Raw genomic sequence first — 19,729 nt, 5'->3', positions numbered from 1 at the left:
GTTTAGTTAAAACGAACGCTTTAGTTATATCAATCGTTTGATTTTCGTGATTAAATCGCGGGATGGAAAAAATACCGACTTTACCGGCCGACGATGCGCGCCGCACGCGCTCGGACGGCGCCCAGTCGCGCGAGCGGCTGCTGCTGACGGCAATCCGCCTGTTCGCCGAGCAGGGATTTGCCAAAACCTCCACGCGCGAGATTGCGCTGGCCGCCGGCACCAATATCGCCTCGATCAGTTACTACTTCGGCGACAAGGCGGGCCTGTACCGCGCCGCCTTCACCGAGCCGTCGCCCAGCTGCGACCATCACACCGACCTGTTCACCTCGCCCGACGCCACCTTGCGCGAAACGCTGGAGAGCTTCTACGGCGTCATGATGGCCGACCTGAAACGCGGCGACCTGGCGCGCCTGTCGATGCGGCTGTGGTTTCGCGAAATGCTCGAACCGACCGGCATCTGGGACGAGGAAATCGACAACGGCATCAAGCCGGCCCACGCGGCGCTGGTGATGGTGCTGGGCCGCCATCTGGGCATGGCCGCGCCGGACGACGACGTGCTGCGCCTGGCCTTCTCGCTGGTCGGCCTGGCGGTGCAACTGATGGTCACGCGCGACGTGATCGACCGCATCAACCCTCACCTGCTGGAAAACGACGCCGCCATCGATGCCTGGATGGCGCGCCTGGTCGACTACGGCGAGGCGATGGTCAACGCCGAACTGGCGCGCCGCAAGGCCGGCGCCGTACAACCGATTACAAAGCCACGAAAGAAGAAAGCATGAAGATAGTCCATGTACTGAGTGCGGCGCTGCTGCCGCTGACGCTGGGAGCGTGCGCGCTGGCGCCGCCAAGCAAGCCCGAGGCGCCGGTGGCGCCGCAATGGCAGGCGCCGCTGCCGCACAACGGCAGCCTGACCGATCTCTCGGGCTGGTGGCGCCAGCAGGGCGATGCGCTGCTGGTGCAGCTGGTCGAGGCGGCGCAGACGGCCAGCCCCAACGTGGCCACGGCGCGTTCGCGCATCGCCCAGTCGCGCGCCGACCGCGTCGCGGCCGGCGCCGCGCTGGCGCCATCGCTGGACGCGAGCGTGAGCGTGAGCCGCGCCAACCAGCAAAGCACCCTGCCCGGCGGCACCACCAGCCAGGCGGGCCTGGAAAGCACCTGGGAGATCGACCTGTTTGGCGGCGGACGCGCCACCCGCAACGCGAGCGAGGAACGCCTGGCCGGCGCGCGCGCCAGCTGGCATGACGCGCGCGTGGCGGTGGCGGCCGAAGTGGCCAACCAGTATTACAGCCTGCGCGCGTGCGAGCAGTTGCTGGCGGTGGCCCGGCTCGACGCCGCATCGCGCGAAGACACCGCGCGCCTGACCGGCCTGTCGGCCGATGCCGGCTTCCAGGCACCCGCCACGGCGGCCCTGGCACGCGCCAGCGCGGCCGAAGGCAAGAGCCGCGCCACCTTGCAGCGCGCCTTGTGCGATATCGATATCAAGACCCTGGTGGCCTTGACGGCGATCGACGAGCCGGACCTGCGCGCGCGCCTGCTGGCCAGCACGCCGGTCACGCCGCCGCCGTTGGGCATCGCGGCCCTGCCGGCGCAGGTGCTGGCCCAGCGCCCCGACGTATTCACCGCCGAACGCGAAGTGGCGGCGGCCAGCTTCGACGTCGGCAGCGCGCAGGCGCAGCGCTATCCGCGCCTGGCGCTGCGAGGCTCGATCGGCGCGGCGAATTTTCGCAGCGGCGGCGAGAACACCCAGCTCGACACCTGGACCATCGGCCCGCTGGCGCTGACCCTGCCGATCTTCGATGGCGGCAGGCGCAGCGCCAATGTGGACGCGGCCAAGGCACGCTACGAAGCGGCCGTGGTGTCGTACCGCGCCAGCGCGCGGCGCGCCGTCAGTGAGGTCGAGCAGGCGCTGGTGAACCTGAACAGCGCGGCCGACCGCAGCGGCGACGCGCAAGTGGCGCTCGACGGTTACCGCGCGGCCTTCCGCGCCGCCGAAGACCGCTACAAGAATGGACTGGGCAGCCTGCTCGAACTGGAAGACGCGCGCCGCACCCGCCTGGCCGCCGAGAACGCGGTCGTGACCCTGGAGCGCGAACGCAGCGCCGCCTCGGTCGCGTTGTACCGCGCCGCCGGCGGCGGCTGGACCGCCGCCTCGAACTGACCGCCCCGACACGACTACGGATAGAACACCATGAAAAACAATACCTCCTACACTTTGAAGAATTTGAAACTGAAGCCGGCCGCCGCGCTGGTGATCGGCAGCCTGGTGCTGGCGACCGGCAGCCTGATGGCCGTCTCGTCCAATTCGGTCGCAGCCGACGACAAGAAAGACGCGGCGCCGAAACCGGCGCTGACGGTGACCACCACCAAGCCGTCGCCGGCCACGCTGGCCATCAAGCTGGGCGCCAACGGCAACGTGGCCGCCTGGCAGGAAGCGGTGATTGGCAGCGAGTCGGGCGGCCTGCGCCTGACCGACGTCAAGGTCAACGTCGGCGACGTCGTCAAGAAGGGCCAGGTACTGGCCGTATTCTCGGCCGATACCGTCAACGCCGACGTGGCGCAGGCACGCGCCGGTTTGCTTGAAGCGGAAGCGAATGCCGCCGAAGCGGTGGCCAATGCGGCCCGGGCGCGCACGCTGGAAACTTCGGGCGCGCTGTCGGCCCAGCAGATCAGCCAGTACAAGACGGCCGAGCAGACCGCCAAGGCCCGTATCGCCTCGGCCAGGGCCGCCCTGTCGTCGCAGCAGCTGCGCCTGAAATACACGCAGGTGGTCGCGCCCGACGACGGCGTGATCTCGGCGCGCGCGGCCACCGTCGGCTCGGTGGTGGGCGTGGGCACGGAACTGTTCCGCATGATCCGCCAGGGCCGCCTGGAATGGCGCGCCGAAGTCACGGCGGCCGAACTGGCGCGCATCAAGCCCGGCACCAGCGCCGTGGTCAAGGCGGCCAACGGCAGCGAGCTGACCGGCAAGGTGCGCATGATCGCGCCGACCATCGATCCGCAGACCCGCTCCGCGCTGGTGTATGTGGACCTGCCGCCGGCTACCGCTTCGGCTACGGCGGCCACCAGCGCCAACGCGCCGTTCAAGGCCGGCATGTTCGCCAGCGGCCAGTTCGAGCTGGGCACCTCGGACGCCATGACCGTGCCGCAGCAGGCCGTGGTGGTACGCGATGGCTTCAGCTACGTGTTCCGCCTGAACCAGGACGGGCGCGTCAGCCAGCTCAAGGTGCAGGCGGGACGGCGCCTGGGCGACCGCATCGAAGTGAGCAAGGGCTTGACGGCCGATTCGCTGGTCGTGGTCAGCGGCGCGGGCTTTTTGAATGACGGCGATCTGGTACGCAACGTGCCTGCCGCGGCCGCGGCGCCGGCCACCGCCGCCAAATAAGGAACCTTCATGAATTTTTCATCCCTATCAATCAAGAACCCGATACCGGCGATCATGCTGTTCGCGTTGCTGACCCTGGCCGGCCTGCTGGCCTACAAGGCCAACGCGGTGCAGGACTTCCCGGATATCGAACTGCCGATCGTCACCGTCACCGCCACGCTCGACGGTGCCGCGCCGGCGCAGCTGGAAACGGAAGTGGCGCGCAAGATCGAGGATTCGGTCGCCACGCTGCAAGGCGTGAAGAACATCTACACCAAGGTACTCGACGGCGTGGCCACCGTGACGGTCGAATTCGTCCTCGAGAAAAATATCGCGGAAGGCGTGAACGACGTGCGCGATGCGGTGGCGCGGGTCAAGGCCGACCTGCCCGCCGAGATGCGCGACCCGACCGTGACCAAGGCCTCCACGGCCGGGCGCGTGATCATGACCTTTACCGCTAGCGCGGCGCCGGGCAAGGGCGGCGTGCCGCTGGACGACCAGGAACTGAGCTGGTTCGTCGACAATTCGGTCGCCAAGCGCCTGCTCAATGTGCCTGGCGTGGGCGCGGTCAAGCGCGTGGGCGGCGTGTTCCGCGAGATCCGCGTGGAACTCGACGACGCCCGCATGGCGGCGCTGCAGGTAGCGGCGGTGGACGTATCGCGCCAGTTGCGCAGCGTGCAGCGCGAAGCGCCGGGCGGACGCGGTGACGTCTCCGGCGCCGAACAGTCGGTGCGCACCATCGCCACCGTGCAGACGGCCGATCAGCTGGCGGCGATGGATATTCCGCTGCCGGACGGACGCCGCGTGCGCCTGGACCAGATCGCGACCGTGACCGATACCGTGGCCGAGCCGCGTTCGGTGGCCGAGCAGGATGGCAAGCGCGTGGTCGGCTTCGAGATTTTCCGCACCAAGGGCGCCAGCGAAATCGCGGTGGCCGAAGGCGCGCGCGCCGCCATCGCCGAGCTGCAGGCGGCGCATTCGAACGTGGCGATCAAGGAAGTGATCGATAACGCCCAGCCGGTGCAGGAAAACTTCGACGGCTCGATGGAACTGCTGTACGAAGGCGCGATCCTGGCGGTGCTGGTTGTCTGGTGGTTCCTGCGCGACTGGCGCGCCACCCTGGTGGCCGCCGCCGCGCTGCCGCTGTCGGTGATTCCCGCTTTCCTGGGCCAGTACTGGTTCGGCTACACCCTCAACACCGTGACCCTGCTGTCGCTGGCGCTGGTGGTGGGGGTGCTGGTGGACGATGCGATCGTCGAGATCGAGAACATTTCGCGCCACCTGCGCATGGGGAAAAGCCCGATGCAGGCGGCCATGGAAGCGGCCGATGAAATCGGCATGGCGGTCATCGCCACCACCTTCGCGCTGGTCGCGGTGTTCCTGCCGACCGCCTTCATGGGCGGCATTCCGGGCCTGTTCTTCAAGCAGTTCGGCTGGACCGCGGTGCTGGCGATCCTCGCTTCGCTGGTGGTGGCGCGTCTGCTCACGCCGATGATGGCGGCCTACATCCTGAAGGACTTGCCGCACGAAGAGGAAAAAGACGGCTGGATAATGCAGCGCTACATGGCGGCCATGAAGTGGTGCCTGAAACACCGCCTGGTGACGGCGATCGGCTCGGCCCTGTTCTTCGTCGGTTCGATCATGCTGGTGCCGCTGCTGCCGACCGGCTTCGTGCCGCCGGCCGACCGCGCCCAGACCATGATCAACGTTGAACTACCGCCGGGTTCCACCCTGGCCGAAACCCGCGCGGTGGCCGAACGGGCGCGCGTGGCGGCGATGGAAGTGCCGGGCATCAAAGGCATTTTCAGTTCGATCGGCGGCGGTTCGAGCGGCGACGCGTTCGCTCCGGGCGCCTCGGCCGAAGCGCGCCGCGCGGTGCTGACCCTGACCACGCTGCACCGCAACGACCGCAAGGAATCGATGGACCAGCTGGAACGCCAGATCCGCACCAAGCTCGATCAGATCCCCGGCGCCAAATTCAACGTCGGCCCGCAGGATACCGGCGTGAAGATGCAACTGGTGCTGCGCAGCGAAGATCCGGTGGCGCTGACCGGCGCGGCGCAGGCGGTGGAGCGCGAACTGCGCACGCTCAAGGGCATCGGCAACGTCAGTTCGAGCGCCTCGCTGGTGCGTCCGGAAATCATCGTGCGTCCTGACTTTGCCAAGGCGGCCGACATGGGCGTGACCGCGGCGGCCATCGGCGAGACGGTGCGCGTGGCCACCGCAGGCGACTACGACACGGCGCTGACGAAGATGAACCTGAGCGAGCGCCAGGTGCCGATCCGGGTCAAGCTGCCCGACGCGGTGCGGGCCGACCTGTCGGCGCTGGGACGGCTGACGGTGCCGGGCAAGAACGGCCCGGTCATGCTCGACAACGTGGCCAGCATCACGATGGAAAGCGGTCCGGCGCAGATCGACCGCCTCAATCGCAGCCGCAACGTCACCCTGGAAGTGGAGCTGTCGGGCCGCTCGCTGGGCGAGGTCAATGAAGAAGCGCGCAAGCTGCCGTCGATGCAAAAACTGCCGGCGTCGGTGAAGATCGCGGAACTGGGCGACGCCCAGGAGATGCAGGCGCTGTTCGCCAGCTTCGGCCTGGCGATGCTGATCGGGGTGCTGTGCATCTACGGCGTGCTGGTGCTGCTGTTCAAGGACTTCATGCAGCCGATTACCATTCTGGCGGCGCTGCCGCTGTCGATCGGGGGCGCCTTCGTGGCCCTGCTGCTGACCGGGAAAGCGCTGTCGATGCCATCGATGATCGGCCTGATCATGCTGATGGGGATCGTGACCAAGAACTCGATCCTGCTGGTCGATTATGCGATCCTGGCGCGCCAGGCGGGCATGAACCGGTTCGACGCGCTGGTCGACGCCTGCCACAAGCGCAGCCGCCCGATCATCATGACCACCATCGCCATGGGTGCCGGCATGATGCCGCTGGCACTGGGCTGGGGCGCCGACCCGAGCTTCCGCTCGCCGATGGCGATTGCCGTGATCGGCGGACTGATCACGTCGACCTTGCTCAGCCTGCTGGTGGTGCCGGCGGTGTTCACCTACATCGATGACCTGGAGCACTTGCTCAAGCGCGGCATGCGCTATCTGCGCCGCGACAAGGGCACCGCCCGCAGCACGGCGGCGGTGGAGGTGATGAAGTAAGCCGCGTTCCAGCGGCATTGAAAAAACGCCAGCCCCGCGCTGGCGTTTTACATATTGAAACATCATTTCTCGTGGATGTTGTGTATTTATCAGGGAAATTGCGTTATAATAACTTTCTTGCTTGAATAATATCAATACGTGCCTTATACTACGCCCCCGTTTCAGCATTTGCACCAAGCGCTGCCTAATCCTCGCAATGCTTGTCCACTATTCTCCCTCATCGGAAACGACATGAAAAACATTGCTAAAAATATTACTATTGGCGCGGCACTCTGCGCATCCGTCCTGTTTACCTCGAGCGCACAGGCGACCTGGGCCGGCAATACCACCAAGAGCGACGTCAAGCTCAACGGCGCCAGCGCCGATGCGGCCGACTACGCCTTCCTGGTCAATCCACAGGGCTTTTTCTCCACCAAGGGCGGCAGCGGCGGTTTTGCCAGCGACTTTGCCCTGTACGGCTCGAAGCAGGGCTGGACCTCGATCGCCGCTTTCGGCGCCAAGGCCGACAATGGCGTTGCCGTCTCGACCAACAAGCTGGGCACCAACCTGACCTTCACTTTCGACAAAACCGATGGCCGCCACGGTTCGTGGACGGTTGCCAACAACGATGTGAAGAACAATGTCAAACTCGACCTCGTGTTCGCCATGTACGGCGGCGTCGGCAGCTCGGCCTTTTTGTTCGACAACGAAACCCTGGCCGCCGGTTCCACCAGCAACGGCAGCTGGACCTTCAACGCGCTGAACCTGTTCGGCAGCAAGGCCGAATACGCGAACCTGACCATCTTCGCGCGCGACGTCAGCAAGACCGCCTTCGAGGTACCGACCACGCCGGTGCCGGAACCGGAAACCTATGCCATGCTGCTGGCCGGCCTGGGCCTGATCGGCTTCATGTCGCGTCGCCGCAAGAGCGCGCAGCCGCTGTTCCACTGATCCATCGCGGTCAGCCAGTTAAAAACGCCAGCCTCGCGCTGGCGTTTTTGTTGGATCGAAACAACGCTTTACGATGCGGTACGATGCGGTGCCAGGCGCCTCCCGAGCGGCCCGCGAAAGCCATACATCCCGCCGTTGAGCCTGATTCACCAAGGTGGCTTGGGACCATGTGTTATTTTTGGGAAATAGCATATTGGGCAAAAATTGTATTTTTATCAGTTTCATTGGGTTAATATAACTTTCTCACTTGAATCCCATCAATACGTGAGGTACTATTACCCCTGTACTACTGCATTTGCATCAAGCGCTGCCTAACCCCCGCAATGCTTCTCTATCAATTTCTAATCATCGGAAACGACATGAAAAACATTGCTAAAACGATTAGCTTGGGCGCAGTTCTTTGCTCGTCCGTCCTGTTCGCCACCGGCGTTCATGCCGCTAACGGCAGCGCCGGCAAGACCGCCAAGGGCGACGTCAGCCTGAACGGCGTGAGCGCCGATGCCGTCGACTATGCCGGCGGCGTCAATCCCCAGAGCGGCAACGCCACCAAAGGCGGCAGCAGCGGTTTCGCCAAAGACTTCGCGCTGTACGGCTCGAAGCAGGGCTGGAGCTCGATCGCCGCCTTCGGCAGCAGCGCCGACAATGGCGTTGCGATCTCGACCAGCAAGCTGGGCACCAGCCTCACCTTTACGTTCGACAAGACCGACGGCCGCCATGGTTCGTGGACCGTCGCTAACCACGACGTGAAAAACAATGTCAAGCTGGACCTGGTGTTCGCGATGCACGTCGGCGGCGGCAGCTCGGCCTGGTTGTTCGACAATGAAATCCTTGGCGCCGGCGCGAAAAGCACGGGCAGCTGGACCCTGAACGCGCTCAATCCGGGCGGCAAGCTGGCCGATTACTCGAGCCTGACCATCTTCGCGCGCGACTTGAGCAAGACGGCTTTCGACGTACCGACCACGCCGGTGCCGGAACCGGAAAACTATGCCATGCTGCTGGCCGGCCTGGGCCTGATCGGCTTCATGTCGCGTCGCCGCAAGGGCGAGTACGATACCTTCCGCTGATCCGCGACGCGCTTCTCCGGACGAAAAAAACGCCAGCATTGCTGGCGTTTTTTTTGGCTCGTCCGCTTACACTTTCGGCGGATCGGTTTCGCGCGCGAACGAGCGGTGACCGGCCAATGCCGTCTTGAACGCGGCCAGCGCCGGCGCCAGCGCGCCACCTTCGGTACCGATCAGGGCCGGGTCGGCCGAGCCGTCCGGCAGCGCAGGCGGCACGCCAGCGTGCTTGAGCAGCGCGGCACCGGCGCCGACCACCAGGATCGGCTTGCAGTGACGGTACTGCTCGCGCACGAAGTCTTGCGCATGCGCATCGCGGCTGAGAATGGTGATGGCAGCCTCGCCATCGGGCACGACCACCGCGTCATACAGCACCGACGGACCGGCTTCGAGCGTGATTTCCACGTCGAGGGTAGCGCCGTCACTGGTCTTGACCTTGCCCAGCTGGCTGCTGACCACGCGCGGCACGGCGCCGTCTTCCAGCAGCGAGCTGTAGATGGCACGCACCATGGCGCCGTCGACGCCGTTGGCGACCAGCACCGCCACCTTGCGGGTGCGGATGCCGGTTTCGCCCGGACGGCTGAGCAGCGACAGGGCCGGCGATGGCTCGTACTCGTGCAGCGGACGGTCGGTCGCCAGCGGCAGCGGCGCCGGCACGTCCATGCCCAGGCCGCCCGCAACGGAGCCGGCCAGGACCGGGTTGACATTGGCCAGGGTAGCGAGCACGCGCTCGCGCACGGCCGGGGTCTGCACGCGCGTGAGCTCGAAGCGGAAGGCGGCCGCGATGTGGGCCTGTTCGACCGGGCTCTGGCTGTTAAAGAACAGACGCGCCTGGGAATAGTGATCGGCAAACAGTTCCGGATTGCCGCGCACCTTGTCTTCCGAAATCGTCTGCGGGAAGCTGGTGAAGCCTGACTTCATGCCGGCCTGGAACGGGCAGCCGCCGGCGAGCGAGTTCGGCTCGTAATTGACGCGGCCGCGGTGGATGGCCTGGCGGTGCATGCCGTCACGCTGGTTGTTGTGCACCTGCGCCACCGGCGAATTGACCGGGATTTCGTGGAAGTTCGGGCCACCGAGGCGGCTGATCTGGGTATCGAGATAGGAATGGATACGGCCTTGCAGCAGCGGATCGTTACTGAAATCGATGCCCGGCACGATGTGGGCGGTACAGAAGGCCACTTGTTCCGTTTCGGCGAAGAAGTTGTCCGGGTTACGGTTGAGCACCATCTTGCCGACCGGCGTCAGCGGAACCAATTCCTCGGGCACGATCTTGGTCGGATCGAGCACGTCGAAGGCAAACGATTCGGCCTGTTCTTCGGTGAAGATCTGCAGCGCCAGCTCGTATTCAGGGAAATTGCCGCTGTCGATGGCTTCCCACAGGTCGCGGCGGTGGTAATCGGGATCGGCGCCGACCAGCTTGGCGGCTTCGTCCCAGACCAGCGAGTGCGTGCCCTGCAGCGGGGTCCAGTGGAATTTGCAGAACACCGATGCGCCGGCCGCATTGACCAGGCGGAAGGTGTGCACGCCGAAACCCTGCATGGTGCGGTAGCTGCGCGGAATCGCGCGGTCCGACATTTGCCACAGCAGCATGTGGGTCGATTCGGGCATCAGGGACACGAAGTCCCAGAAAGTATCGTGGGCGCTCGAGGCTTGCGGCATGGCGTGGTGCGGCTCCGGCTTGACCGAGTGCACCAGGTCGGGAAACTTCATCGCATCCTGGATGAAGAAGACGGGCATGTTATTGCCCACCAGATCCCAGTTGCCTTCGTCGGTGTAGAACTTGACGGCGAAGCCGCGCACATCGCGCACGGTATCGGAGGAACCTCTTTCGCCGGCGACGGTCGAAAACCTGGTGAACACGGGAGTGCGCTTGCCGGGCTGGGCAAACAGCGAGGCGCGGGTCACTGCGCTCAGGTCCTGGTAGCTTTCAAAATAGCCGTGCGCAGCGGAGCCGCGCGCGTGCACCACGCGCTCGGGAATGCGCTCGTGGTCGAAATGGGTGATTTTTTCGCGCAGGATGAAGTCTTCCATCGCGGTCGGGCCGCGCAGGCCGATCTTGAGCGAATGCTGGTTGTCGGCGATCGGCACGCCCTGGTTGGTGGTCAGGCGCTGGCCGCCGCCGTCGACGCGCACGCGGTCGAGCGGGCCCACGGTCGGGTTCTCGCCGACCGGCGGCACGCCGGCGCCGAGCTTGCTGGACGCGATGGTTTCGGTACTGGTGCTGCCGGTAGCGGCCGGCGTCGATGGCTCGGCCGTCGCGCCAGGCTGCGGCGTGCGCGACGCGTCGCCGTACTCGGCTGGCTTGTTCGGATTGAACGGCATCGCGGCTGCGAGCTGTTGACCGGCAACGGTTTTGATCAGAAGTTGCTCGGCGATCGGATCGCTGCTGCCCAGGCTGGCGGGAGGCTGGGCGTTCGAGGGGCCGGAGACGGTGCTCAGGATGGAGCCGGCACCATCTTCCGTGGCGCCAGTTTTCTTGCGTGTGACCATTAAATACCTCAACTAGAATGTGTTTGACGAGAGACCGGCGCGGGAATGCGACACCACCTGCCTGGGCACGGTAGCGAAACGATCAAAACGGGAGTGTGGAGACGTACGGACTTGACCCGGACGGCCTGAGCCGGCCGGGCCATGCCAGCGCATGAGCGCGCTGATCAGTGACGACGGCCCAGCAGTTTCGACAGCGTGTAGCCGATGCCCAGGGCGACCAGCACCGAGGTCGCCGGGCTGGTGCGAACGTAGTCGCGGCCGGTTTCTGCGAAGTTCTTATAGGCATCGGTCAGCTGGCGGGCTTTTTCGTCCACCCGACCGGTGACGCCGTTCAGGGCACCGCTGACTTTATCGACGCCGGCGTGCGCGCTGGAGGCCAGGCGGTCGACCACTGGCTGGGCAGCGTCGGCTGCCTTGTCGATGGTTTTGTGCATATCGGTCGCGCTCTTGCTCAGATCGCTGCCTTTATTGTTGTCGTTACTCTTGTTGCCATCGCTGCGGCCGGCACCGAGATCCTTGCCCATGCTGCTGCCCGAACCTTCGTTACCAATATTGCTGCCGTTGCCGCCATTCGATTTCTGATTGTCCATGATCCATTCCTCTAAAAGTTTTATACCAGCGCGGTGGTGACGCCTTGGGGACGCCGAATACAAAAAATATAACGATTACTCTTTGTTCACTGTGCGGTGACTAACAGAGTCGCCATGCATGCCAATAGGGATCGTCGTGGCGGGCCGAGGAAAGCGTGCGGCACGCGTCCCTCGACCCGGGCTGAAACGGAAGGCCGTGTACGATGGACGAGGGGGATTAGGCGCGCGCCCCGACCAGCGCGGCGCGCATGCACCGGTGCCGGGCGATCGAGCCGGGACCCGATCCACAGGATCGATACCAGCGCCGCGAGCGCTGGCTGCTCTCCCGGGAGGGCAGCCGACAGCCAGCCCGTCTGACATGCCATCGAACACATTCTAATGAATGGCATGGACTTGCCCTGGTCGACTTTCATCGGATAGCGGCGCCCGCAAACGTTTGCGGGCGCCCTGGTGCAAGCGGCTGCCTATGGGTGACGAGGAGGCGGCATCCTATTGGCCATGCTGCAAGAAGCCATGGCCAGCGCCGTGTCCCCGTCCCGTTGGCCCGAACAGGGCGGCGACCAGCGGATCGCGGTAAGGATGCCCCTTCCATTCCGCCGCCAGAAGGCGCTGGATCGGGTGCGGATCGCGCTCGGGTTCAGACGAGTCCGGCAGGTTGGCGGCCCGGTACACCATGCGCGCGCGCCGGGTACGCGGATCGCGCTCGACGGCCCCCTCGCGGAACAACTCCAGGCATTGCTGGCGCACCTGTTCGGCGTCGACCCCGAGGCGTTGCGCCAGCGGAGCGACTTGCGTGGGGCCATGCGTGAGAGCGGCCAGGATATGGGCGCGCAACTGATCAACCAAAACGCGTTTCATGCTGCCCTCCAGTAGGTGTCGATGGCTTGAGCCAGGGCATCGCCGTCGAGGCGATGGCGCAGCTCGGTCAATTCCCCGATCATGCCGCGCGCGGCGACGACGGCGTTGCGGCTCTCGCGCCAGGCACATGCGATGGCGAGCAATTGGCGCGCCTCGTGATTGAGTTCTGGTTGGATGGTCATCTGTTCTCCTTGATGGAATGCCGCGCCGCAGGCGCGGACGTGGCGGGGCAGTCACCATCGCTACTGGCGATGGTGCTGGGCTTATGGTGTCACTCGATAAAACTGCCGGGTCAGCCCAGGTGGGCTTTCCTCCGCCCGGCTCCGGGCTGCGTCAGCGCCTCGCCGGAACTGGCCGCACAAGTGGCCAGCGCTGTAAAACGGACCAGCCGGACCGCCGCACCAGGTGGCCCTGGCAGACATCGCCGGGCGCCGGAGGGCGTCGCCCCCGGCCCCAGCGCCACATCGCTAACACTGGCGAATTGCTTGAAGGGTGTCGTTGTGCTCATAACCACTATATTAGTCCTACTAATCAATTTTGTCAACAGTCAGACTGATTGCATTTTATTAGTTTTCCTTATATTGTTCGGTATATGCCAGCCCTCCCCTTGAATCAACACGAGCTCGCCGATGCGGCGAAGCTCAAGCAACTCTTCATTGAGTGGCAACACGCGCGCCGCAGCCAAGGGTTGCCGGCGTCCCAGGAAACCGCCGCCAACCAGATGGAGTTCGGACAAAGCGCGTTGAACCAGTATCTCAACGGGAAAATTCCCTTGAATATCGACGTCGCCATCAAATTTTCCAGACTGCTGGGCGTGCCCATCTCGGCGTTCAGCGCCGCCCTGGCATCGCAGGCGGACGAATATGCGGCCGCCAAGGACGCGATGGCGATGGCGCGGGCGCGCGACAACGATTTGCGCATCGTCGGCCGGCGCATCACGATCGATGCCCAGCAGGACGAGCACATCCCCATCAAGAAGGTCAGCCTGACGCTGCGCGCCGGGGTAATGGGATTCGAGGCTTCGCAGGAAGATCAGTCCGAGACCACGATCGACCTGCCGCGCCGCTTCATCGAGGAAAACGACCTGGTGCCGCAATGCCTGCTGGCCATCAGCGTCAAGGGCGACAGCATGTGGCCGCTGATGATTGAAGGCGATGTGGTGGTCATCAATATCGCCGACACCAAACCCATCAACAACGAGCTCTACGCCGTCAATTTCGATGGCGAAGCCGTGGTCAAGCGCTTGGTGCGCGAAGGCCGCGAATGGTATCTGACATCCATGAACCCGGACCCGGCCTATCACCGGCGTGCCTGTCGCGGTGGCGAATGCATCATTGTCGGCCGTGTCGTGCGTCAGGAAGCACGCAAGCTGATGAACCGCGTCTGAGGCAAAACAAGCCCGGCAGGAACGCTCCGCCTCATCCAGAAGACCATAGCCCGCCGCGTGCGGGTTTCTGTTTTGCGCTTGGAGAAACAACATTGCGGCGGAAAATATCAGTTTGACTATTTAAGCCGATAATTAGGCCGACCAATATTTTTCTCACCACAATGCAACGAGGAACGCGCTGAGTGAAGGTCACCCAAACACTGGAGCATGAAGCCGGCAATGTGCACCGGCACAAACTTCGGCGAACAGTTGACGCAACGGGCGGCAACAGGGTTGGGCTGCCCGATCGAGGGCGCGCACGCCGGGTAGCGCCATTCGGCTGGACGAGGCAGACGCTCCCGGGGCTCTTGCGTTACCTCAAACGCGCGACCTTGACGCACAACGGCGCAGAGCTATGATGGACCGATGAATGGCCCATCACGCGAAGAGATCGAAGCACGTCTGGCAGCCCAGAAAAGCTGGACGCAAACGCACGTCTCGGCAATCGCCATGGACGTAAAAACGCTGGTCATGCGTATGGATGAACGCGACCGTCTCGATGCGGAGCGGCGGGCGGAGCGCGACCGACTCGAAGCTGAATGGCGAGCTGAACAACGAGCGGAGCGCGCGCGCCAGGATGCCGAACGCGCAAGTGCGGAACAAGAGCGACGAGCGGAGCGCGAGCGTGCGGAACAAGAGCGACGTGCCGAGCGCGAACGCCTTGACGCCGAGCGCGCGAATGCGGATAAAGAGCGACGCGCCGAGCGCGCGCGCCTGGAGGCTGAGCGCCACCAACAGCAAGTTGAACGCGACCGTCTTGAGGCGGAGCGACGCGAGGAATTCGAAAAACGCCTCGATATGCGGTTCGCCAACATCGAGCAAACCGGGGCCGAGATCAAGGCCGACATGAAAGACCTCAAGAAGACGGTCATCATCACCGCCATCACCGCGACCCTGGCCACTGTCTTCGGGGTCGCCGCCTTTAATGCAACCTTACTGTCGGGCATGATTACCAGCTTTGAATCCGGGAAAAATGCCACCCGCCCCCAAGGCGGGAAAACGCTATTCCGGATTCCCTTCGGTAGCGCGATCACGCTTACGCCGGCACTTGACGCCATCGCGACCCGCTGAAACACGGCAGCGAATCGCCCGCCGCTGCAAACGAACAAGAAAAAACCCGCTACGCCGTGAGGCGTGCGGGTTCTGACTTTGATGCATGTACTTGGTGCCGATTGCCGGAATCGAACTGGCGACCTTCACATTACGAATGTGCTGCTCTACCAACTGAGCTAAATCGGCGAAGACGCGTATTCTAGCAAAGAACGCTGCAAAATTGCTAGTGCGAATGCGCGTTCTTTTACTTTTTTGTGAAAAAGACCACTTTTACTCGGCGTGATAGCTGCTCACGCGCTCGACTTCGCTCTTCGATCCCAGGAACACCGGCACCCGCTGGTGCAGCTTGTGCGGGGCGATATCGAGGATACGGGTGCGCCCGTCGGTCGCGGCGCCGCCGGCCTGCTCGACGATCATCGCCATCGGGTTCGCTTCGTACATCAGGCGCAGCTTGCCCGGCATCGAGGTGTCGCGCGTATCGGCCGGGTACATGAAGATCCCGCCGCGGTTCAGGATGCGGTGCACGTCAGCCACCATCGAGGCGACCCAGCGCATGTTGAAGTCCTTGCCGCGCACGCCGGTCGACCCGGCCAGCAGCTCGTCGACATAGCGCTGCACCGGCGCATGCCAGTGGCGCGAGTTCGACATATTGATCGCGAATTCCTTGGTCGCCTCGGGAATCATCATGTGGCGCTGGGTCAGCACCCACGAGCCCATTTCGCGGTCCAGGGTGAAGCAGTTCACGCCATTGCCGGTGGTGAGCACCAGCATGGTCTGCGGGCCGTACACGGCGTAGCCGGCGGCCACCTGCATGCTGCCAGTCTGCATGAAGTCCGCTTCGGTCGGCGTGCCCATGCCTTCCGGCGCCTTCAGTACCGAGAAGATGGTGCCGATCGAGACGTTCACGTCGATGTTCGACGAGCCGTCGAGCGGGTCGAACAAGAGCATGTACTCGCCCATGGGATAGCGGTTCGGGATTGGATGGATCGATTCCATCTCTTCCGACGCCATGGCCGCCAGGTGGCCGCCCCACTCGTTGGCCTCGAGCAGGATCTCGTTGGAGATCACGTCGAGCTTTTTCTGCACTTCGCCCTGGATGTTCTCGGTGTCGGCGCTGCCGAGGATATCGCCGAGCGCTCCCTTGCCGACCGCATGGCTGATGGTCTTGCAGGCGCGTGCGACCACTTCGATCAGCAGGCGCAGTTCGGCCGGGATGGAGTTATGCAGCCGTTGTTCTTCGACCAGGTGTTGCGTGAGACTGACGCGTTTCATTCACTTCCCTTTGGTTTGTTTACATTCTTTGCCGATGACAGCATCAGTTGGCAAGCGCCTTGCTCACCACCTCGCGCACGTCGTTCGATAATTTTTTCACGCCCGCGACCTTCTGCAAGGCCTTCTTCATCTGCGCCTGCAGCGCCGGCGCGTACCTGCGCCAGCGGTCCATGGAGCGCGCCAGGCGGCTGGCCACCTGCGGATTCAATGCGTCGAGCGCGATGACCTGCTCGGCCCAAAAGGCGTAGCCGCTGCCGTCCGGCGCATGGAACTGCGACGGATTGCCGACGCAGAAAGTAAATACCAGGCTGCGCGCACGGTTCGGGTTCTTGATGTTGAAGGCCGCATGGCGCATCAATTCGCGCACTGCGGCGACGTCGGTGGCCGGGGCCGACGCCTGCATCGCGAACCACTTGTCGATCACCAGCGCCTCGTTGTCGAAATCGGCGTAGAACGACTGCAGCGCGGCCTGCGCCGAGGCGGCGCCCGCATGGATCAGGGCCGCCAGCGCGGCTACGCGGTCGGTCATATTGCCGGCGTTGTCGAACTGCGCCTGCGCCAGGGCGGTGCCCTCTTCGCTGGAGGTGGACGCGAGGTAAGCCAGGGCCAGGTTTTTCAGGCCGCGCCGTCCCGCCGACAGGGCGTCGGGGCTGTACGCGCCCGGCGTCTGGTTGGCGTCGTACTGGGCGCGCAAGTCGACCCGCAGCGCGTGGCCGATGGTGCGCCGCACGAACTGGCGCGCCTGGTGGATGGCTTGCGGATTGACCACGTGCATCTGCTCGGCCATCATGGTTTCGGACGGCAGCAGCAAGGCTTGTTCGCGGAAGGCGGCATCGAGCGATTCGTCGGCCAGGATCTTGCGCAGCGCCTCGATGAAGGTGGTGTCGAGGGTCAAGGTGTCGCCTTTGGCCACGGCATCGGTCAGCTTGAGCAGGCGCGACATCGCCAGGCGCTGGCCGGCTTCCCAGCGGTTGACCGGGTCGCTGTCATGGCTGAACAGGTGCAGCAGTTCGGCGTCGGTGTAGTCGTATTCGAGTACCACTGGCGCGGAAAAATCGCGCAGGATCGATGGCGTCGGCGCTTCCTTCACGCCGGAAAAGCGGAAGGTGCGCGTTTCTTCGGTCAGTTCCAGCACCGCGGTGACGGCATCGAGGCCATCGACGTTCAGGTGCAGGTCGCGCCCGTCGGCGCCCAGCAGGCCCACGGCTACCGGAATATGAAACGGCAGCTTGTTTTCCTGCCCGGGCGTGGCCGGACAGCGTTGGGTCAGGGTCAGCTCGTAGGTGAGCGCGTCGGCGTCGTAGCGGCCTTCGGCGCGCACCACCGGCGTGCCGGCCTGGCTGTACCAGCGCTCGAACTGGGTCAGATCGCGATCGCCGGCGTCGGCCATGGCGGCGCGGAAGTCGTCGCAGGTCACGGCCTGGCCGTCGTGCCGCTCGAAATACAGGTCCATGCCCTTGCGGAAGCGCTCGCGCCCGAGCAGGGTCTGGTACATGCGCACCACTTCCGCGCCTTTTTCGTACACGGTGACGGTGTAGAAGTTATTAATTTCGACGAAGGAGTCGGGACGCACCGGATGCGCCATCGGCCCCGCGTCTTCCGGGAACTGGGCCTGGCGCAAGGTGCGCACCTGGTCGATGCGGGTGACCGCGCGCCCGCTCTCGGTGCCGATCATATCGGCCGAAAATTCCTGGTCGCGAAATACCGTCAGCCCTTCTTTCAGCGACAGCTGGAACCAGTCGCGGCACGTGATGCGGTTGCCGGTCCAGTTGTGAAAATACTCGTGTCCGACCACGGCCTCGATGCCGGCGTAGTCGATGTCGGTGGCCACGCGCGGATTAGCCAGCACGAACTTGGTATTGAAGATGTTCAGGCCCTTGTTTTCCATCGCGCCCATATTGAAGTCGCCCACCGCCACGATCATGAAACGGTCCAGGTCGAGTTCGAGCCCGAAGCGCTCTTCATCCCAGCGAATGCTGTTCTTGAGCGACTGCATGGCGTAATCGGTCTTGTCGAGATTGCCCTCTTCCACCCACACCTGCAGCAGCGCCGAGCGGCCGTCGGCCAGCTTGAAGGTTTCTTCCTGGCACACCAGGCGCGCCGCCACCAGGGCGAACAGGTAAGACGGCTTCTTGAACGGGTCTTCCCACTTGGCGAAATGGCGGCCATCGCCCAGATCACCCTCTTCGATCAGGTTACCGTTCGACAGCAGCACCGGATAGGTCGCCTTGTCCGCGCGCAGCATCACCGTGTATTTCGCCATCACGTCGGGACGGTCGGGGAAATACGTGATGTTGCGGAAGCCTTCGGCCTCGCATTGCGTAAAAAAGTTGCCGTTAGACACGTACAACCCGTTCAAGGTCGTGTTCTTGACGGGTGCGGTCAGGGTTTCGATTTCCAAGGTGACCTCGTCGGGCGCATTGGAAATGACCAGCATCTTGTCGTCCAGGCGGTAATCGCGCTTAGACAGGGTCTTGCCGTTCATCCGCAGCGCGACCAGAACAATATTTTCCCCATGCAACTCAATCTCGCGTACCTTGCTGTCGGGGTTGCGGCGCATGGTCAGGCGGCTGGCGACGATGGTGCGTTCCGGGTCGAGATCAAAGCCAAGTTCGACCGTTTCCACCATAAAGCCGGGCGGGGTGTAATCTTTGCGATAGATGGTTTGCGGAGTGTCTGTGCGCATGGGATCTCGGGAAGGACGGTGAGTCGGGTGCCTATTTTACCAATACCGCAACGTTGTGCCGTTCCTCATTGCCTGTATCGCAGTGTGCACCGGGTAACAACTTGTAAAAATTCTGCGAAAATAGACTGTGAGCCATAAAGTTAGCTTCGGTGAAATCCGTTTTGAGTATGGGAGTAGTGCGATGAGACGATTATTGATGGCTGCCGGGGCGGCATTGACCTTGCTGCTGGGAGGCTGCGCGACGACGATTCGCAGCAATGTGACCACCTTTCATCAGTGGCCGGCCGAGCTGCAGGATAAAACCTATGTGTTCGAGGCGCCGCCGGTGCAGGACGACACGCTCGAACTGCGCAGCTACCAGAACCTGGTGCGCGGCCAGCTGGCGCGCCTCGGTTTTCAGGACGCCGGCGAAAGCGGCAAGCCGACCCTGAGAATCTCGATGAAATTCACCACCACCGACGTGCCGGTGCGCGTGGTCGACGTGGTCGATCCCTTCTTCATCCCGCACCCGCGCTTCGCATTCGGCGGCTATGGCTACGGCTACCGCGGCCGCTACTGGGGCGCACGGCGCTACTGGGGCGGCTGGCACAGCCCCTTCTACGATCCGTTCTGGAGCGGCGCGCCGATGTACCGCGAGCGCATCGATCACCAATACCGGCGCGAGCTGCAGGTGGCGATCAAGGCTATCCCCGGCGGCAAGCGCCTGTTCGACGTCACCGTGCATAACATGAGCCGCGAAATGTCCACGCCGGCGCTCATGCCCGCACTGGTGCAAAGCGCCTTTGCCGAATTCCCGGGCGTGAGCGGTGTGGCCAGGCGGGTCGAACTCAAACGCGAACGCTGATTGGCCTGCCC

General features: G+C 64.0%; 15 protein-coding genes and 1 tRNA gene. 9 read left to right on the top strand and 7 right to left on the bottom strand.

Features of this window, described 5'->3' with window-relative positions; all coding sequences use genetic code 11:
• The first annotated feature begins 62 nt into the window (after positions 1-62).
• The 6 genes from CR152_RS13590 (at position 63) to CR152_RS34175 (ending at position 8,505) form a co-directional block, all read left to right on the top strand.
• A complete protein-coding gene (locus CR152_RS13590; protein WP_099875383.1) occupies positions 63-779 on the top strand; it encodes a CerR family C-terminal domain-containing protein in 717 nt (238 codons plus the stop codon).
• A complete protein-coding gene (locus CR152_RS13585; protein ID WP_099875382.1) occupies positions 776-2,158 on the top strand; it encodes an efflux transporter outer membrane subunit in 1,383 nt (460 codons plus the stop codon). The genes CR152_RS13590 and CR152_RS13585 overlap by 4 nt, the downstream gene beginning before the upstream one ends.
• Before the next feature lie 54 nt (positions 2,159-2,212).
• Positions 2,213-3,382, top strand: coding sequence for an efflux RND transporter periplasmic adaptor subunit (locus CR152_RS13580; RefSeq protein WP_099882309.1), 1,170 nt, complete (start codon positions 2,213-2,215; stop codon positions 3,380-3,382).
• 9 nt (positions 3,383-3,391) lie between these two features.
• Complete coding sequence (locus tag CR152_RS13575) at positions 3,392-6,511, top strand: efflux RND transporter permease subunit (protein WP_099875381.1); 3,120 nt, start codon at positions 3,392-3,394, stop codon at positions 6,509-6,511.
• Positions 6,512-6,742: 231 nt separating this feature from the next.
• The gene (locus CR152_RS34180; RefSeq protein WP_229413380.1) at positions 6,743-7,441 is read left to right on the top strand and encodes a PEP-CTERM sorting domain-containing protein; all 699 of its coding nucleotides are present in this window, start codon (positions 6,743-6,745) and stop codon (positions 7,439-7,441) included.
• Positions 7,442-7,800: 359 nt separating this feature from the next.
• On the top strand, positions 7,801-8,505 hold the full coding sequence (locus tag CR152_RS34175) for a PEP-CTERM sorting domain-containing protein (RefSeq protein WP_229413379.1): 705 nt from the start codon (positions 7,801-7,803) through the stop codon (positions 8,503-8,505).
• A 66-nt stretch (positions 8,506-8,571) separates the two neighbouring features.
• On the opposite strand, the gene CR152_RS13560 is transcribed toward CR152_RS34175, so the two are convergent.
• The 4 genes from CR152_RS13560 to CR152_RS13545 all read right to left on the bottom strand — a co-directional run bounded on the left by CR152_RS13560 (position 8,572) and on the right by CR152_RS13545 (position 12,619).
• Positions 8,572-10,989 (bottom strand): catalase, encoded by a 2,418-nt coding sequence (locus tag CR152_RS13560; RefSeq protein WP_099875380.1) that lies wholly within the window; start codon positions 10,987-10,989, stop codon positions 8,572-8,574.
• Between the two features lie 164 nt (positions 10,990-11,153).
• A complete protein-coding gene (locus CR152_RS13555; protein WP_099875379.1) occupies positions 11,154-11,579 on the bottom strand; it encodes an ElaB/YgaM/YqjD family protein in 426 nt (141 codons plus the stop codon).
• 489 nt (positions 11,580-12,068) lie between these two features.
• Positions 12,069-12,437, bottom strand: coding sequence for a DprA-like winged helix domain-containing protein (locus CR152_RS13550; protein ID WP_099875378.1), 369 nt, complete (start codon positions 12,435-12,437; stop codon positions 12,069-12,071).
• Positions 12,434-12,619 (bottom strand): hypothetical protein, encoded by a 186-nt coding sequence (locus tag CR152_RS13545; RefSeq protein ID WP_099875377.1) that lies wholly within the window; start codon positions 12,617-12,619, stop codon positions 12,434-12,436. The genes CR152_RS13550 and CR152_RS13545 overlap by 4 nt, the downstream gene beginning before the upstream one ends.
• Before the next feature lie 425 nt (positions 12,620-13,044).
• On the opposite strand from CR152_RS13545, the gene CR152_RS13540 reads away from it, so the two are divergent.
• Together CR152_RS13540 and CR152_RS32910 are read left to right on the top strand one after the other, a co-directional pair.
• Complete coding sequence (locus tag CR152_RS13540) at positions 13,045-13,824, top strand: LexA family transcriptional regulator (RefSeq protein ID WP_208640119.1); 780 nt, start codon at positions 13,045-13,047, stop codon at positions 13,822-13,824.
• A 405-nt stretch (positions 13,825-14,229) separates the two neighbouring features.
• Positions 14,230-14,934 carry a hypothetical protein gene (locus CR152_RS32910; protein WP_157778476.1) on the top strand — a complete coding sequence of 235 codons (705 nt, stop codon included), beginning with the start codon at positions 14,230-14,232 and terminating at the stop codon, positions 14,932-14,934.
• Positions 14,935-15,026: 92 nt separating this feature from the next.
• Here CR152_RS32910 and CR152_RS13525 read toward each other — a convergent pair.
• The 3 genes from CR152_RS13525 to pepN form a co-directional block, all read right to left on the bottom strand.
• A tRNA-Thr gene (locus CR152_RS13525) sits at positions 15,027-15,102 on the bottom strand.
• A gap of 84 nt (positions 15,103-15,186) precedes the next feature.
• Positions 15,187-16,188 carry a class 1 fructose-bisphosphatase gene (locus tag CR152_RS13520; protein WP_099875373.1) on the bottom strand — a complete coding sequence of 334 codons (1,002 nt, stop codon included), beginning with the start codon at positions 16,186-16,188 and terminating at the stop codon, positions 15,187-15,189.
• A 43-nt stretch (positions 16,189-16,231) separates the two neighbouring features.
• Positions 16,232-18,874, bottom strand: a complete 2,643-nt coding sequence (pepN, locus tag CR152_RS13515; RefSeq protein ID WP_099875372.1) for an aminopeptidase N — start codon at positions 18,872-18,874, stop codon at positions 16,232-16,234.
• Between the two features lie 181 nt (positions 18,875-19,055).
• Here pepN and CR152_RS13510 point away from each other — a divergent pair, with 181 nt between their 5' ends.
• Complete coding sequence (locus tag CR152_RS13510) at positions 19,056-19,718, top strand: DUF4136 domain-containing protein (protein ID WP_099875371.1); 663 nt, start codon at positions 19,056-19,058, stop codon at positions 19,716-19,718.
• Positions 19,719-19,729: the final 11 nt, after the last annotated feature.

Origin of the sequence: Massilia violaceinigra (assembly GCF_002752675.1) — a bacterium.
Lineage (GTDB): Bacteria > Pseudomonadota > Gammaproteobacteria > Burkholderiales > Burkholderiaceae_D > Telluria_A > Telluria_A violaceinigra.
Note: the sequence above shows the minus strand (reverse complement) of the source record. Positions and strands in the feature narration are given on the sequence as shown.

What these genes read in the sequence shown, in the direction of transcription:
- CR152_RS13590 (WP_099875383.1), top strand. Translation starts at nt 63, where the DNA reads ATGGAAAAAATACCGACTTTACCGGCCGACGATGCGCGCCGCACGCGC.
- CR152_RS13585 (WP_099875382.1), top strand. Translation starts at nt 776, where the DNA reads ATGAAGATAGTCCATGTACTGAGTGCGGCGCTGCTGCCGCTGACGCTG.
- CR152_RS13575 (WP_099875381.1), top strand. Translation starts at nt 3,392, where the DNA reads ATGAATTTTTCATCCCTATCAATCAAGAACCCGATACCGGCGATCATG.
- CR152_RS34180 (WP_229413380.1), top strand. Translation starts at nt 6,743, where the DNA reads ATGAAAAACATTGCTAAAAATATTACTATTGGCGCGGCACTCTGCGCA.
- CR152_RS34175 (WP_229413379.1), top strand. Translation starts at nt 7,801, where the DNA reads ATGAAAAACATTGCTAAAACGATTAGCTTGGGCGCAGTTCTTTGCTCG.
- CR152_RS13560 (WP_099875380.1), bottom strand. Translation starts at nt 10,989, where the DNA reads ATGGTCACACGCAAGAAAACTGGCGCCACGGAAGATGGTGCCGGCTCC.
- CR152_RS13555 (WP_099875379.1), bottom strand. Translation starts at nt 11,579, where the DNA reads ATGGACAATCAGAAATCGAATGGCGGCAACGGCAGCAATATTGGTAAC.
- CR152_RS13550 (WP_099875378.1), bottom strand. Translation starts at nt 12,437, where the DNA reads ATGAAACGCGTTTTGGTTGATCAGTTGCGCGCCCATATCCTGGCCGCT.
- CR152_RS13545 (WP_099875377.1), bottom strand. Translation starts at nt 12,619, where the DNA reads ATGACCATCCAACCAGAACTCAATCACGAGGCGCGCCAATTGCTCGCC.
- CR152_RS32910 (WP_157778476.1), top strand. Translation starts at nt 14,230, where the DNA reads ATGAATGGCCCATCACGCGAAGAGATCGAAGCACGTCTGGCAGCCCAG.
- CR152_RS13520 (WP_099875373.1), bottom strand. Translation starts at nt 16,188, where the DNA reads ATGAAACGCGTCAGTCTCACGCAACACCTGGTCGAAGAACAACGGCTG.
- pepN (WP_099875372.1), bottom strand. Translation starts at nt 18,874, where the DNA reads ATGCGCACAGACACTCCGCAAACCATCTATCGCAAAGATTACACCCCG.
- CR152_RS13510 (WP_099875371.1), top strand. Translation starts at nt 19,056, where the DNA reads ATGAGACGATTATTGATGGCTGCCGGGGCGGCATTGACCTTGCTGCTG.